A 15,521-nucleotide genomic window follows, 5' to 3' on the forward strand; every position below is an offset into this window, starting at 1 on the left:
TGTTCAATTCCTCTTATACGTTCTCGCCACGAGCACGGACATCAACAAGAACAGCATCGATGCCTTTCTTATCAATAATACGCATACCCTTAGCAGTTAGACGTAGTTTAACAAAGCGTTTTTCGCTTTCTACCCAAAAACGGTGAGTTTGTAGGTTCGGCAGAAAACGACGCTTGGTAGCATTTCGTGCGTGTGAACGGTTATTACCCGCTACAGGACGCTTACCAGTTACTTGGCATACTCGGGACATGAATGTCTTCTCCAAATCGTTTCAGCTCGATATCACCTTGGGGCAAAAACCGCTATGGAAAAACCATACCAAGGCTATCAAAGGTCGCGCATTATACTAACTTGAGTTGCATTGCTCAAGACCTGTACGGATCCTTTTCAGGAAAAACGCGATCTTTTTTTGAACAGGGCAGTTTTTTAAACGCTTTTTTGTATTAGAACAAAGAGCTGAATCAGGTTCTAAAAAATAGTGGCGGCATTGTAGCAGTTTTTCTCGGACTCACAAGAGAAAAGACCATCTAATTTTCCCACTCAAGTGTAATTTAAATTATTCTCCTTTTTATCTTCACATTAATCCCCTTTCAGCAAACGATACAACTTCGCCATCACCAATAACAAAATGATCGAGAATACGAATATCCACCAGAGCGAGTGCATTGACTAACCGTTTAGTAATTCGCTCATCAGCATTACTTGGTTCTGCAATTCCCGAGGGATGGTTATGAGCTAAAATTAAAGCCGCTGCATTATAATGTATCGCTTGTTTCACTATTTCTCTTGGATAAACAGAAGCGGCATCAATTGTACCTTCAAACATGATCTCCCCATGAATAACTCGATGCTGATTATCGAGAAACAAAACATAAAAAGCTTCTCGATGCCGATCTCGTAATACGCTGCTTAAATATTGCTTAGTACTTTCTGGGCTGGTGAGCGCATCCCCTCTTTTCATCGTTTCAGCTAAGTAACGCTTTGTCATTTCAACCACGGCTTGCAGTTGAGTATATTTAGCCGGCCCTAACCCTTTATGTGCACAAAAATCCGTTTGAGTTGATGATAACAATGCTCTTAATGAACCAAATTTTTTTAACAAATAATCGGCGAGTTCAATGGCATTCATTCCTTGTAAGCCGGTGCGCAGGAAAATAGCGAGTAATTCAGCATCTGAAAGTGATTCGGCGCCACGAGCGAGGAGCTTTTCTCTTGGACGAGACTCTTGGGGCAGTAGCTTTAATGACATAAAAGTAATCTATAAAGGAAAAGATAACCGGATAAAAGCAGCCTGTATGAACAGATACAAACACAATCTATGGATTCATACCTTTAATCTTAAAAATGAAGCTAAGTTGCACTATTATCAAAATGAATGAGAGTAAGCGCATACCTATCACATCAAATTATATATGATTATTTTATAAACTTAACGAGAAATTATAGGTTTTGTGCAACACCATTTCACAAAACCTATGGTAAAGTTGGCTTAGATTTTATCGATGAGAATGGCTATGTCAGATCTAAATATTACCGACCCGACGACTACAACACCGCAACCCTCAATAATCCAAACTCTAACTGGAAAAAACATTCTATTAGGGATCAGCGGTGGTATCGCAGCTTACAAATGCGCGGATCTAACTCGTCGCTTAATCGAGCGCGGCGCACAAGTTCAAGTGGTCATGACGCCTGCAGCCAAAGAATTCATCACGCCTTTAACGATGCAAGCGGTCTCTGGTAAACCGGTATCGATGAGTTTATTAGATCCTGCAGCAGAAGCCTCAATGGGGCATATTGAACTGGCAAAATGGGCAGATTTAATCTTACTTGCCCCTGCAACTGCCGATCTGATCGCTCGTCTACGATCTGGCATGGGCAATGATTTACTTTCTACTCTCATTTTAGCGTCTGATGCTCCAGTTGCAGTAGCGCCAGCGATGAATCAACAAATGTATGCCAACACCGCCACCCAAGAAAATATCAATGCGCTAAGTCAACGTGGCATGATGATGTGGGGGCCAGCTGCAGGGCAACAAGCCTGTGGTGATGTAGGTTATGGGCGGATGCTAGAACCCATGCAACTGGTTGGTTTATGCGAGCAGTTTTTCGGACCAAAACCCCTTAGCGGAATAAGCATTGCAATAACGGCTGGGCCAACACGCGAAGCCATTGATCCGGTGCGTTATATTTCAAACCATAGTTCGGGCAAGATGGGCTTTGCCATTGCGCAAGCTGCCGCACAAATGGGTGCACAAGTAACGTTAATTAGTGGCCCGGTTTCACTGGCTACACCAAATAATATCAATCGAATTAATGTTGATAGTGCTCAATCGATGTTTCAAGCTTCCATGCAACAAGCCACGACTCATCAAGTTTTTATTGGCTGTGCTGCCGTGGCGGATTATCGACCAAGCCAAGTCGCGGATCAAAAAATCAAGAAAACCAGTGATAATGATGAGATGGTCATTACCATGGTAAAAAACCCAGACATTGTGGCATCGGTTGCTGCGCTTAAAGAAAATCGTCCATTTACCGTCGGGTTTGCAGCAGAAACACAAGATGTCGAGCGTTATGCACGTGGGAAACTTACTCGAAAAAATCTAGATATGATTTGCGCTAATGATGTATCACAGCAAGGTTTAGGGTTTAATAGTGATGACAATGCTCTGCATGTTTATTGGCAAGATGGTGATAAAGAGCTTGCCGTTACCAATAAGCTACAATTGGCTCAGCAATTGCTGAATATTATTGCAGAACGATTTCAGCGTTAAATTACCACATAAGCCAACATTGTTATCACTTACTTTTATTACTCATTCTTTTACAGATAGAGCTGAATATTATGAAAAAAATTGATTTAAAAATCCTTGATCGCCGCATCGGCAAACAATTCCCACTTCCTGCTTATGCCACTGAAGGCTCTGCAGGCTTAGATTTACGAGCTTGTTTAGATGACGCGCTGACGGTTGAACCAGGCCAAACTCATTTAGTACCAACCGGTCTTGCGATTCATATTGGCGATCCCAGTTTAGCGGCCACCATTTTACCGCGTTCAGGTTTAGGGCATAAGCACGGTATTGTATTGGGCAATCTCGTGGGTTTAATTGACTCTGACTACCAAGGCCAATTGATGGTTTCAGTGTGGAATAGAGGTCAAGATACCTTTACTATTGAGCCGGGCGATCGTATTGCTCAGTTAATGTTTGTTCCTGTAATCCAAGCTGAATTTAATCTGGTTGAAGATTTTAATGAAAGTGATCGTGGAGAAGGCGGTTTCGGACATTCAGGGAAAAGCTAACCGCTTATTCGCTTTAAACCAAATAATCAAAGGAAATCGCCCCATGGCTGGCCCTAAAAAACACAATCGCCGCGAAGAGATTTTACAAGCATTAGCTCAAATGTTGGAATCAACCGATGGCGCTTCACGCATTACTACCGCGAAATTAGCTAAACGAGTCGGTGTATCGGAGGCGGCGCTATATCGTCACTTTCCGAGTAAAGCGAGAATGTTTGAAGGTTTGATCGAGTTTATCGAAGATGCGCTCTTGTCTCGTATCAACCGTATTCTCGATGAAGAAAAAGACACGCTTAAACGTATCCGTTTGGTTCTACAATTATTACTCGCCTTTGCCGAACGTAACCCTGGATTGTCTCGCATCATGTCTGGCCATGCTCTCATGTTTGAAAATGAGCGTCTGCGCAGTCGTATTAATCAGTTATTTGATCGAATTGAAGCGCAAATCCGTCAAGTATTACGCGAACGCCAACTGCGAGAAGGCAAAAGCTTTCCGGTTAGTGAATCGATTCTCGCCGCTCAATTACTCGGTCAAGTCGAAGGCAGCTTAAATCGCTTTGTTCGTTCTGATTTTAAGTATCAGCCAATGGAGAATTTTGAACAATATTGGGAATTATTAAGAGCGCAGATAGAGTAATAGCATGATCGATAAAAAAACATCATCTCAATCCGAATCTTTAGTGAACTTCATTCCTCCGAAGTTTTCACTGTCTTTATTGCACCCTAAATACTGGGGAGTATGGTTAGGCTTTGGTGCGCTAGCATTACTAGTCAATATTTTACCTTACCGTATTCAATTCTGGCTTGGCCGAGGATTGGGCTTCCTTGCCATGTTCGTCGCCAAAAAGCGGGTTCATATTGCTCGTCGAAATTTGGATCTATGCTTTCCCGATCTAAGCAATACACGTCGCGATCACATTGTTAAAGAAAACTTCAAAAATACTGGCTTTGCGCTGTTTGAAAGTGCCATTGCTTGGTTTTGGCCCAACTGGCGCTTGAGACGTATCGTGGGGTTTCACCATGTCAATCGTTTAACCAAATTTGAAGATGAAGGCCGAGGAACATTGATCTGTGGCGTGCACGCGTTAAACGTAGAACTTACCGCCCGCTGCTGTTCGCTATTCTCGCCTGGCTATGGCGTGTATCGACCACATGATAATCCAGCTTACAACTATATTCAGCATTGGGGTCGTACTCGCTTTGGTAACATTATGGTCGATCGTAAAGACGTCAAAGGAATGCTAAAAGTTCTGCGTAAAGGCAAGAAACTGTTTTATCTTCCTGATCATGATTATGGCTCAAAGAATGCGGTTTTTGTTCCTTTATTTGCCGTCGATGAAGCCAGCACCACCATGGGAACGAGTGTATTAGTTGATGCCAGTAAATGCGCCGTTCTACCCGTTTCTTGCTTTAGAACTGGCTTTCGTTATGACTTTCGTATTGAACAAGATATTAGTCATCAATTTCCGCGTCGCGATACTGAAGGTGCTGCGCGCGTGATGAATCAAGTGGTTGAGAAACTCATTTTACGTGGCGGCGATCAATGGATGTGGGTGCATAAACGCTTTAAAAGTATGCCCGATGGGAAAAATAAAGGCATTCGCTACAAGTAACATCAAAATAGAAATGCCTTACTTTCGAGAGCACATAAGTCGTCATCCTGAAAAGCGACGAAGGAGCGCAGTTCAGGATCTCCTGCAACAATTTGAAACTCAAAGCGTGGTAGGTGATTCCATATCCTCTTAGTTAAAACTCATATATGGAATGACGATTATTTTTCTAATCTTCATCTTTTTAAGTAACGAAAAACGAACCATTCAAGTATGAGAAGCGTTATACGTTCGGAGAGCCAATGCAGGCCACAATTTTATCTTCCTTATCTCTAACCTCACTTTCTGGCGTTGGCGCAAAAGTAGCGGAAAAACTCAGTAAAATTGGGCTGAATACCATTCAAGATCTGCTGTTTCATCTTCCGTTGCGTTATGAAGATCGCACTCGTATTTACCCAATGCCCCAATTGCATGCGGGATTATTTGCTGCCGTTCAAGGTAAAGTCATGCATTGCGACACCCATTTCGGGCGTCGTAAAATGCTGACAGTTAAAATCAGTGATGGTAATGGCACAGTTACGTTGCGCTTCTTCAATTTTAATGCGGGTATGAAAAACAGCTTTGCAGAAGGTCGCCTGCTTTATGCTTATGGTGAAATAAAGCGTGGTGGCATCGGGCTTGAAATCATGCATCCAGATTATCACTTCATCACAGGTGAAGATGGCCCTGAGCTTGAGCAAACCTTGACTCCAATTTATCCCACCACCGAAGGTCTTCGCCAAACCACCTTAAAAAATCTCACCGACCAAGCATTAGATCTGCTTGATAAAGCCGCCGTGAGTGAACTGCTACCCAATGGTTTATACGATCATCAAATCAGCTTAAATCAAGCGCTGCATATTATTCATCGTCCGCATCCTAGTTTGAATATGCAAGAGTTTGAGCAAGGTAAGCATCCCGCTCAACGTCGCTTAATCATGGAAGAATTATTGGCGCAGAATTTGTCCATGTTAGATCTTCGTAGCCAAGGACAACAAGAAGCAGCATTGCCACTTACCTGCTTTGGGACACTCAAACAACAATTACTCGCCACCCTGCCTTTTTCCCCAACCAATGCACAAGCGCGCGTGGTGCAAGAGATCGAAAGTGATTTATTCAAACCTCATCCAATGATGCGTTTAGTACAAGGCGATGTTGGTTCAGGTAAAACCTTAGTTGCAGTATTAGCAGCAACGCATGCATTGGAACAAGGTTATCAAGTGGCATTAATGGCTCCCACCGAATTACTGGCAGAACAGCATGCGATTAACTTTGCGCAGTGGTTAGAGCCTCTCGGCATCAAAGTTGGCTGGCTAGCAGGTAGAATAAAAGGTAAAGCTAAGCAAACACAGTTGGATGCGATTAAGTCTGGCGAAGCAAAAATGGTGGTTGGTACTCATGCCCTATTTCAAGAGCAGGTCGAGTTTGATCATTTAGCCTTAGTGATCATCGATGAACAACATCGATTTGGTGTCCACCAGCGATTAGAACTACGTGAAAAAGGCAAAAAACATATCGGTGATAATCAGACTGCCAGTTATCCACATCAATTAATTATGACGGCGACACCGATTCCAAGAACGCTAGCCATGACAGCCTATGCCGATCTTGAAACCTCGGTAATTGACGAGCTTCCACCAGGGCGAACGCCTATTCAAACAGTGGCGATTGCCGATACTCGCCGCCAAGATATTGTAGAACGAGTCCGCTTAGCCTGCGGCTCGGTCGCGGATGGAAAAGAAGGCAAGCAAGCGTATTGGGTGTGCACTTTAATTGATGAATCTGAAGTATTAGAAGCGCAAGCGGCCGCTGACACGGCCAAAGAATTGCAACGTCAATTGCCTGAGTTAAACATTGGTTTAGTACATGGACGGATGAAGCCAGCCGAAAAACAGCGGGTTATGCAGCAGTTCAAACAAGGCGAGTTACAGTTATTAGTCGCGACCACCGTGATTGAAGTAGGCGTGGATGTACCCAATGCCAGCTTGATGATCATCGAAAACCCAGAACGTTTAGGATTATCTCAATTACACCAATTACGTGGCCGTGTAGGTCGCGGATCAGTAGCAAGCCATTGTGTATTGCTTTATCACGCACCATTATCGAAAACCGCCCAAAAACGTTTAGGTGTACTGCGCGAAAGCAATGATGGTTTTGTGATCGCGCAAAAAGACTTAGAGATTCGAGGCCCCGGAGAAGTGCTTGGCACCAAACAAACGGGAGTAGCGGATTTTAAAATTGCCGATCTCATGCGAGACCAATACTTGATCCCCGAAGTACAACGCATCGCACGTCATATTCACCAACAATACCCCCAAAATGCTAAGGCGATTATTGCAAGATGGCTTGGCGATCGGGATATTTATGTTAAGGCTTAAGTAACGCTCACCATTCTACAATTAAGCTTAAACTCCACTATTTCAAAGAAGAACCAAACACCAACACTCCAAAAAATTTAGTATTGATCATCGTAAAGGCGAAGCACGAGCGATTTGGGATCTGCTGCAATACGTCGAAATTCTAATTGCAGCAAGAGATCCTAAACTGCACTCGTTCGTCATTTTTCAGGACAACGCACTTGATATCAGATCTAGTTACCCACAAAAGCAAACGTTTGCTTTTTGTTTGGAAATTCCTATAATACGCCACTTAATTTAACTGACTATTCAGTCAATACAAAGTGGAAGAAAAGAAGCCCATGACCACGCCCAATACACCTCGTCCAACCGAATTAGTCTATCAACTCAACGAACGTCCACCACTGCCACAAACGTTATTTGCAGCCTTACAACACTTACTCGCCATGTTTGTTGCCGTGATCACGCCTTCTCTTATTATTTGCCAATCTTTGGGCGTACCAAGCGATCAAACCAATACCATTATCAGCATGTCTTTATTTGCTTCGGGTATTTGCTCTTTTATTCAAATTCGAACTATTGGGCCTATTGGTTCTGGTCTATTATCGATCCAAGGCACCAGCTTTAACTTCCTCGGTCCAATCATCGGTGCTGGTTTATCACTCAAAGCCGGTGGCGCATCGATTGAAACCATGATGGCCGCTATTTTTGGTACCATTTTAGTCGCCTCTAGTGCTGAGATTTTACTTTCTCGCATTTTGCAGTACGCTCAAAAAATCATTACGCCATTAGTATCTGGCATTGTAGTGACGCTCATTGGCTTAACCTTGATTCAAATTGGGTTGGTTTCCATTGGCGGCGGTTATGGCGCGATGGCCAACAATACTTTTGGTAGCTTAGATAACTTAGCTTTAGCGGGAATAGTATTAGGCTTAATTGTTATATTAAACCGTGCTAAAAACCCATACTTACGCGTAGCATCCATTGTGATTGCCATGTTTGCGGGCTGTATTGCTGCCTACTTTATGGGCATGTTAGATTTCAGCCAGCCCACTACACACAAAATGATTGCACTGCCGATCCCAATGCAGTTTGGCCTTGGTTTCGATTGGTCTTTGTTTATCCCACTGGTTTTGATCTTTTTGATCACAGCGCTAGAAGCCATTGGTGATATTACCGCGACCTCTGAAGTATCAGGTGAACCAGTTGATGGTCCCATTTACCTAAAACGTATTAAAGGTGGTGTATTAGCCGATGGTTTGAACTCAGCGATTGCGGCTATATTTAACAGTTTTCCGAACTCAACCTTCAGCCAAAATAACGGCATTATTCTGCTCACTGGCGTCGCCAGTCGCTATGTCGGTTATTTCATTTCCGCAATGTTGATTTTATTAGGCTTATTCCCCGGCGTGGCGAATTTTGTCCAATTAATCCCTGAGCCAGTTTTGGGCGGAGCCACCATCGTAATGTTCGGCACTATAGCCGCGGCAGGTGTGCGCATTATTTCTCGGGTTGATCTTGATCGTCGCGCAATTTTAATCATGGCATTGTCTTTCTCAATGGGACTAGGTATTGCACAAAAACCAGAAATTTTGCAATTTATGCCCGATGTGATCAAAAGTATTTTCTCATCAGGTGTCTCTGCTGGCGGGATCACCGCTATATTGCTGAGCATGTTTTTGCCAGCAACCGATCATAAACAAGACTAAAAATTAGCATTCAAATTGACGGTAGGAGCTCCTGAACCACGTTCGTGCCTCACTATTCAGGATGACGGGAATTTAACTCGGTCATCCCAAAAGCGAGGTACGAGCTGTTTGGGATCTCCAATAAAATACTGATATTTTACTTGATGGTAGAAGATCCTGAGCCACGTTCGTACCTCACTATTTAGGATGATGGGGATTTAGCTCTGCCATCCCAAAAGTGAGGTACGAACTGTTTGGGATCTCCAATAAAATACTGATATTTTACTTGATGGAAGAAGATCCTGAACCACGTTCGTACCTCACTATTCAGGATGACGGGGATTTAGCTCTGTCATCCCAAAAGTGAGGTACGAGCTGTTTGGGATCTCCAACAACATGTTGAAATATTACTTGATGGTAGAAGATCCTGAACCACGTTCGTACCTCACTATTTAGGATGATGGGGATTTAGCTCTGCCATCCCAAAAATAAAGTACGAGCAATTTGGGATGACAATATTTTCATATCGCGCTTTTTAATAACGAGTGAGATCTACTTTTTCGCTTTGGCAAATGCCGCCGCAAACGCACCACCCATCGCCGCATTTTCAGCAGGTGCTGATGAGCGATTATTGCGTTGTGCTGTATTTTGAGATGGCTGATGACGAGTAGTTGAATTACGGTTATCAGGTTTCGCACCACGTTGACTATTCTGCTCACCCGGTTCATCCGTTAAACGCATCGTCAGTGCAATTCGTTTACGTTGGATATCCACTTCCATCACTTTTACTTTTACGATATCGCCCGCCTTCACCACTTCACGTGGATCGGCGACATAACGATCGGTTAAAGCGGAAATATGAACCAAACCATCTTGATGCACACCAATATCGACAAATGCACCAAAGTTCGCCACATTCGACACTACGCCTTCTAATATCATTCCTATTTCGAGATCTTTTACTTCTGTAACACCTTCAGCAAACGTAGCAGTTTTAAACTCAGGACGTGGATCTCGGCCTGGTTTATCCAGCTCTTTAATGATGTCAGTCACCGTTGGCAGCCCAAAGGTGTCGTCGGTGTAATCCATGGCGTGTAAGTTACGTAAGAAATCACTGTCGCCCATGATATTTTTTGCGGTTTTATCATTTTTCTCGGCAATAGCTTTGACCAAAGGATAAGCCTCTGGGTGAACCGACGAAGCATCCAATGGATTTTTACCGTTCATGATCCGTAGGAAACCAGCACATTGTTCAAACGCTTTTGGCCCTAAACGTGGGACTTTTTTAAGTGCCGTTCGTGCTTCAAACCGCCCTTGTTCATTACGATAATCGACAATATTTTGCGCCATTGCAGTTGAAAGCCCAGCCACGCGAGTCAACAATGCTGCTGAGGCCATATTGACATCCACACCAACCGCATTTACACAGTCTTCCACCACCGCATCCAAACGCTTAGCCAGCATACTTTGACTAACATCATGTTGATATTGACCAACACCAATCGCTTTGGGATCTATTTTCACTAGCTCTGCTAATGGATCTTGCAGGCGGCGTGCAATTGACACCGCACCACGAATAGACACGTCCATATTCGGAAATTCTTTCGCTGCCAGTTCAGATGCTGAATACACCGAGGCACCCGCTTCACTGACAATGATTTTTTGTACTTTTAAATTGCTGCGCTTAATAATATCCGCCACAAAAGTGTCAGTTTCACGCGAAGCGGTGCCATTACCAATCGCAATCAAATCAACGTTATGTTGCTTGACTAGCTGTTCAATCACACGCGCCGATTGTTCAATCTTATTATGCGGTTGATGTGGGTAAATCGTATCGGTCGCCAGTACTTTTCCGGTTGCATCGACCACCGCAATTTTAGAACCAGTACGTAAACCAGGATCTAAACCTAGCGTTGCACGAGGGCCAGCAGGAGCCGCCATCAATAAATCTTTCAAGTTAGTGGCAAAGACTTCAATCGCATCAATCTCACCACGTTCTTTCATTGCGCCCATTAATTCAGTTTCAAGGTGCATGGAAATCTTAATCCGCCATGCCCAACTGATCACCTGCTTTCGCCACATGTCCGAAGGCGATTGATTGAAGTGAACACGATAATGATCGGCAATAATAGTTTCACAATACGAACCACGAACGCCTTCTTCTTGCGCAGGATCCGCATTCAAATTTAACTGTAAAAATCCTTCATTACGTCCACGCAACATGGCGAGTGCACGGTGAGATGGCACTCGGCTAATCATCTCATTATGCTCAAAGTAATCTTTAAACTTCTCACCTTCACGCTCTTTCCCTGTGATCACGCGCGATTGTAATTCAGCATTTTTTTGCAAGTAAGTACGTACTTTTTCTAATAAATTGGCGTCTTCTGCCATGCGTTCCATGATGATCGCACGCGCACCATCCAGTGCAATTTTGGTATCAGCAATCGAATCTTTAATATATTTCGCCGCTTCAATTTCAGGATCAAGCTGTGGGTTTGACCAAAGTGCATCGGCTAAAGGCTCAAGCCCAGCTTCAATGGCAATTTGACCTTTAGTGCGGCGTTTAGGCTTATATGGCAGGTAAAGATCTTCAAGACGGGTTTTACTGTCAGTGGCTAGGATTTCTTTTTCAAGCTCAGGAGTCAGCTTTTCTTGATCGCGAATCGATTTAAGAATGGTTTGACGACGATCGTCTAATTCACGCAGGTAGCTTAACCGGCTATCAAGATTACGCAGCTGTGTGTCATCTAATCCACCCGTCACTTCTTTACGATAACGCGCAATAAATGGCACCGTATTGCCATCGTCAATCAAGGTTACGGTGGCCAGCACTTGTTCAAGTCGAACGTTAAGTTCTTGGGCGATAATCTTACAGATTTGATTCGGTTGGCTCATGGGATCTCTTCTTTATTTTTTACAATGCTTCCATCTATCGAGCATTTTTTTAAGGCTAATTTATATGTATTAGTGACTATATTATCTCAAACTAATAGTCACTATAGAGAATCACTAAAATTAAATGATTAGATGCGGGATTCAAGACTGAATACGTCCATTTATATTTGGTCGCTCTGTGATTTTATATATGCATACTTAAGAGAACCTAAGCTTCCTTCTTATTTTTTCTTTTCATATATTACAATTCTGAAAATATTATATTAGCACTTGGTCACATTTTGCAATGAACAACATTGAAATTAAGCCCCGATAACTCATTAATAACGGAGCTTAACTCCACAAAGACAGGTGCATGGGACTAAAAATGAATAAATTTATAAATGCGATAACATTAAAAAGCATAATATTACCTGTGACGAAAACTATATTATTTTTTTTATATCTGACTAATATAACTTACGCTGCAGTATTACCTGATATCCCGGTTCCCTTAAAGAATGGTACAGGCGCTATTGATAGTAACGGTGTAGTCTACGTCGGTTTAGGTTCTGCCGGCACGGCGTGGTACAAAATTGATCTCAAGAATAAAAATAAAATCTGGAAAGCTATTCAACCATTCCCAGGCGCAGCTCGTGAACAATCGGTGTCTGTTTTCTTAAATGATGAGTTATATGTCTTTGGTGGTGTTGGGAAGATAAATGGTAATTCACCACTCCACGTTTTTAGTGATGTTTATAAGTATTCCCCACAAAATAATACCTGGCAGCAAGTGAATACCATCGCGCCAATTGGGCTGACTGGCCATACTGGCATTAATTTGAATAACGACACTGTTCTCATTACTGGTGGTGTAAATAAAAATATTTTCGATCAATACTTTCAAGATTTAGAATCAAATAAGAACAACAATATTGAAAAAGATAAAGTCATACATAACTACTTTAATAAGCCAGCTAAAGATTACTTCTTCAATGATTCCATATTTATTTACAATTCAACGCAAAATAAATGGGAAAATGCTGGAACAGTGCCAGGTCTAGGTACCGCAGGTTCAGCTATAACGCTAAAAGACAATTATTTGACCATCATTAATGGCGAAATAAAACCGGGCCTACGGACAGATATTACTCATCATGCGGTATGGAAAAACCATAAACTACAATGGCTTGCCGATAAACACTTACCTCCATTACAAGATAATAAATATCAAGAGGGATTGGCTGGAGCGTTTTCAGGATACAGCAATGGCACTCTTCTGGTTGCCGGCGGTGCCAATTTTCCAGGAGCCACTGAAAATTATGCTAATGGAAAATACTACTCGCATGAAGGGATTAGCAAAAAATGGCGCAATGAAGTCTATGCTCTGATCGAGGGTCATTGGCAATTTATCGGCAATATGAAGCAAGCGATCGGCTATGGCATATCCATCACCTACGATGAAACGGTTTATCTTTTTGGCGGTGAAAATATGAAAGGTCAGCCAGTATCTTCGATCACCACACTCAAAATGTTTGATGGTAAATTAAAGATAGAATAAACCTCTACAACTTATGAAATAAGACCGATTTAAATAGCCTCTGGCAATAAAGTGAACTAACACCTTAAAGCTTGAGGCTTATTTTTTAATCATTTTAGGGTTAAGGTTTAACAATCAAACTGAACATCCACGAGGGTAACAATAAGCTAAACCGCAGATTAAACCGATAATTCATGGCAATAAGGGCTATACCCCATTAAAATGTGTCCATCATTTTTTGGAGAAACCAATGGCGACTTACTCAACCCAAACACCATATTGCCTACCCAAAAGCACGTTATCGGCTCTATACTTGATCATATTTTTAGGCTCCGCTGGCTTTTTTATTACTATTCCAGCCTATGTGAATCTCTTTTTAACCGATCACTCTTTCGCTATTGCTCAGGCGATGTCACTGGAAGATAGGCGCACCTTATTTGGTACCGTGATGTCTGCCGCGCCTTTTATCTCGATGTTTTTCACTCCTTTTATTGCTCGTTTTGCTGATCGTTACAGCCGTAAAGTGGTGATGGCAATCTGTTTGATCGTAGCGGCAATCGGCTTTGTCATGCCTGTTTATGCCATTATTGCCGGTTCAATTACACTATTGTTTGCCGGTAATATGATTAATAGTTTAGGGTCTGCCAGCCAACCTATTGCTCAAGCAGTTTTAGCTGATAATAGTCAAGGGAAAACCAAAGCAACGTTAATGAGTTTTGTTGCTATCGTCATGACCGCTGCCATGTCTTTTGGTCCTGCACTTGGTAGTAAGTTAACCGCCTTATATGGCCCACAAGCCCCTTTTTATGCCTGTTTATTGATTGCAATACTCTGCTTTCTTTTACTTCATGTCATTCGCCTACCTAAGCAAATCAAATTACAGCAAGAAAACCCATTTTCACTGGTTGCGCCTTTATCACGTAGCAAAAAAGGGTTGCTTCCATGCTTAGTCATCGTATTTTTGTGCCAATTTAGCTGGAGCTTATATTTCCAAAATATCTCATTTATCCTGCCGCAAAAATGGCAACTGGCCGTTGAAGGTGATTTTTACCAATACTTTATGTTGGCTATTGGTTCGGTCATGATTGCCTCTTTACTCTTTGTACCCCGTTTATTACTTTCATGGATGCCACTATCTCGTGCATTAAGAGCAGTCTTAAGTGGTGCCGGCATTGGGATGATTTTCCTTGCCATCACACACACCCCGACCACTCATATTATGGCGATGATTTGGACATCCGTTATGGTCGCCTCCGCTTTTCCTCTGTACATTACTGCGTTGTCTGATCGAGCAAGTGATGCTGATCAAGGTTGGGCCATGGCGCTGTCTAGTGCGATGGTTGGTTTAGCGTGGACTCTAACAGGCTACCTCACCGCGATTCTCGTCAATGTGAATTTAATGCTTCCGACCTTTATTGCCGCCGCCGGTTATGCCATTGCTGTCATCTTGATCCCAAGTCAAACACAAGCTGGTTTACAAAAGGCGAAGGTATGAATACATCACTTGAATCTGTACTTAAGCAACATCGTTGCCACTCTGTTATTCCTAGCGAATTGCAGTTTGGTCACGCCTTAATTGTCGATCTATCGCCAAGCAGTGAAATCTGGAAAAAAGTAAATACAGGACATGATTTTTCGGCTGAGATTAAACGTCAGGTGGCGGAAGTAGGCGCGGTATTAGAAATTGGCCGTTACGCAGAACAACGTATGATATATCAAGATACGGATACTTTTTCCGACAATAAATCTCGTACACTTCATATTGGCATCGATCTCGGTATTCCAGCGGGAAACCCTGTATTTTCACCATTGGATGGCGAGATTTTCGGCTTTGCTGATCATCCTCAGCAAGGTGATTACGGCCCAACCATTCTTTTGCGTCATCAGTTAGAAGGTCATACATTTCATACCCTCTACGGGCACTTAGCCAAATCTGCATTAGTCTCGTTAACCGTCGGCCAGAAGGTGAAACAAGGCGAAGCATTTGCCACTATTGGTCATAGTGATGAGAATGGCGGCTGGGCAACCCATCTGCATTTTCAAATTATTAAAGACATGGAGGAGTATCAAAATAACTACCCCGGTGTCGTCGATCCAAATGAAGCCAATTTTTACCTTTATAACTGCCCTAACCCAAACTGGATTTTAGGCCGAGATGACTTAGCGTAATATTAT

The 15,521-nt window shown here is 42.7% G+C and carries 12 protein-coding genes; 9 read left to right on the forward strand and 3 right to left on the reverse strand.

Annotated elements, in window-relative coordinates:
- Window positions 1–13: 13 nt before the first annotated feature.
- Both rpmB and radC read right to left on the reverse strand, forming a co-directional pair.
- Window positions 14–250 (reverse strand): 50S ribosomal protein L28, encoded by a 237-nt coding sequence (gene rpmB / locus FH976_RS06615; protein WP_017036316.1) that lies wholly within the window; start codon window positions 248–250, stop codon window positions 14–16.
- Window positions 251–574: 324 nt separating this feature from the next.
- Window positions 575–1,249 carry a RadC family protein gene (gene radC / locus FH976_RS06620; RefSeq protein ID WP_194090108.1) on the reverse strand — a complete coding sequence of 225 codons (675 nt, stop codon included), beginning with the start codon at window positions 1,247–1,249 and terminating at the stop codon, window positions 575–577.
- Between the two features lie 319 nt (window positions 1,250–1,568).
- Between radC and coaBC the strand changes: the two genes are divergently transcribed.
- The 6 genes from coaBC to FH976_RS06650 all read left to right on the forward strand — a co-directional run bounded on the left by coaBC (window position 1,569) and on the right by FH976_RS06650 (window position 8,953).
- The gene (gene coaBC, locus FH976_RS06625; protein ID WP_194090152.1) at window positions 1,569–2,774 is read left to right on the forward strand and encodes a bifunctional phosphopantothenoylcysteine decarboxylase/phosphopantothenate--cysteine ligase CoaBC; all 1,206 of its coding nucleotides are present in this window, start codon (window positions 1,569–1,571) and stop codon (window positions 2,772–2,774) included.
- Window positions 2,775–2,845: 71 nt separating this feature from the next.
- A complete protein-coding gene (dut, locus tag FH976_RS06630) occupies window positions 2,846–3,301 on the forward strand; it encodes a dUTP diphosphatase (RefSeq protein WP_194950332.1) in 456 nt (151 codons plus the stop codon).
- A 43-nt stretch (window positions 3,302–3,344) separates the two neighbouring features.
- Window positions 3,345–3,935, forward strand: a complete 591-nt coding sequence (gene slmA / locus FH976_RS06635) for a nucleoid occlusion factor SlmA (RefSeq protein ID WP_194090109.1) — start codon at window positions 3,345–3,347, stop codon at window positions 3,933–3,935.
- A 4-nt stretch (window positions 3,936–3,939) separates the two neighbouring features.
- Complete coding sequence (gene lpxL / locus FH976_RS06640; RefSeq protein ID WP_194090110.1) at window positions 3,940–4,911, forward strand: LpxL/LpxP family Kdo(2)-lipid IV(A) lauroyl/palmitoleoyl acyltransferase; 972 nt, start codon at window positions 3,940–3,942, stop codon at window positions 4,909–4,911.
- A 239-nt stretch (window positions 4,912–5,150) separates the two neighbouring features.
- On the forward strand, window positions 5,151–7,265 hold the full coding sequence (gene recG / locus FH976_RS06645; protein ID WP_194090111.1) for an ATP-dependent DNA helicase RecG: 2,115 nt from the start codon (window positions 5,151–5,153) through the stop codon (window positions 7,263–7,265).
- Window positions 7,266–7,585: 320 nt separating this feature from the next.
- A complete protein-coding gene (locus tag FH976_RS06650; RefSeq protein ID WP_194090112.1) occupies window positions 7,586–8,953 on the forward strand; it encodes a uracil-xanthine permease family protein in 1,368 nt (455 codons plus the stop codon).
- A gap of 531 nt (window positions 8,954–9,484) precedes the next feature.
- On the opposite strand, the gene FH976_RS06655 is transcribed toward FH976_RS06650, so the two are convergent.
- Entirely contained in the window at window positions 9,485–11,827 is a 2,343-nt protein-coding gene (locus FH976_RS06655; RefSeq protein WP_194090113.1) for a Tex family protein, read from the reverse strand.
- A 367-nt stretch (window positions 11,828–12,194) separates the two neighbouring features.
- Between FH976_RS06655 and FH976_RS06660 the strand changes: the two genes are divergently transcribed.
- From FH976_RS06660 to FH976_RS06670, 3 genes are all read left to right on the forward strand, one after another.
- The gene (locus tag FH976_RS06660) at window positions 12,195–13,367 is read left to right on the forward strand and encodes an N-acetylneuraminate epimerase (RefSeq protein WP_228767359.1); all 1,173 of its coding nucleotides are present in this window, start codon (window positions 12,195–12,197) and stop codon (window positions 13,365–13,367) included.
- A gap of 229 nt (window positions 13,368–13,596) precedes the next feature.
- The gene (locus tag FH976_RS06665; protein ID WP_194090115.1) at window positions 13,597–14,841 is read left to right on the forward strand and encodes an MFS transporter; all 1,245 of its coding nucleotides are present in this window, start codon (window positions 13,597–13,599) and stop codon (window positions 14,839–14,841) included.
- Window positions 14,838–15,515, forward strand: coding sequence for a peptidoglycan DD-metalloendopeptidase family protein (locus FH976_RS06670; protein ID WP_194090116.1), 678 nt, complete (start codon window positions 14,838–14,840; stop codon window positions 15,513–15,515). The genes FH976_RS06665 and FH976_RS06670 overlap by 4 nt, the downstream gene beginning before the upstream one ends.
- The last annotated feature ends 6 nt before the right edge of the window (window positions 15,516–15,521 follow it).

The sequence above is a fragment of the Vibrio hibernica genome, from assembly GCF_015223435.1.
GTDB classification, from domain to species: Bacteria; Pseudomonadota; Gammaproteobacteria; order Enterobacterales; family Vibrionaceae; genus Vibrio; species Vibrio hibernica.

Coding starts and splice junctions, on each gene's coding strand:
- slmA (WP_194090109.1), top strand. CDS start 3,345: ATGGCTGGCCCTAAAAAACACAATCGCCGCGAAGAGATTTTACAAGCA.
- lpxL (WP_194090110.1), top strand. CDS start 3,940: ATGATCGATAAAAAAACATCATCTCAATCCGAATCTTTAGTGAACTTC.
- FH976_RS06655 (WP_194090113.1), bottom strand. CDS start 11,827: ATGAGCCAACCGAATCAAATCTGTAAGATTATCGCCCAAGAACTTAAC.
- FH976_RS06660 (WP_228767359.1), top strand. CDS start 12,195: ATGAATAAATTTATAAATGCGATAACATTAAAAAGCATAATATTACCT.
- dut (WP_194950332.1), top strand. CDS start 2,846: ATGAAAAAAATTGATTTAAAAATCCTTGATCGCCGCATCGGCAAACAA.
- radC (WP_194090108.1), bottom strand. CDS start 1,249: ATGTCATTAAAGCTACTGCCCCAAGAGTCTCGTCCAAGAGAAAAGCTC.
- FH976_RS06665 (WP_194090115.1), top strand. CDS start 13,597: ATGGCGACTTACTCAACCCAAACACCATATTGCCTACCCAAAAGCACG.
- rpmB (WP_017036316.1), bottom strand. CDS start 250: ATGTCCCGAGTATGCCAAGTAACTGGTAAGCGTCCTGTAGCGGGTAAT.
- recG (WP_194090111.1), top strand. CDS start 5,151: ATGCAGGCCACAATTTTATCTTCCTTATCTCTAACCTCACTTTCTGGC.
- FH976_RS06670 (WP_194090116.1), top strand. CDS start 14,838: ATGAATACATCACTTGAATCTGTACTTAAGCAACATCGTTGCCACTCT.
- FH976_RS06650 (WP_194090112.1), top strand. CDS start 7,586: ATGACCACGCCCAATACACCTCGTCCAACCGAATTAGTCTATCAACTC.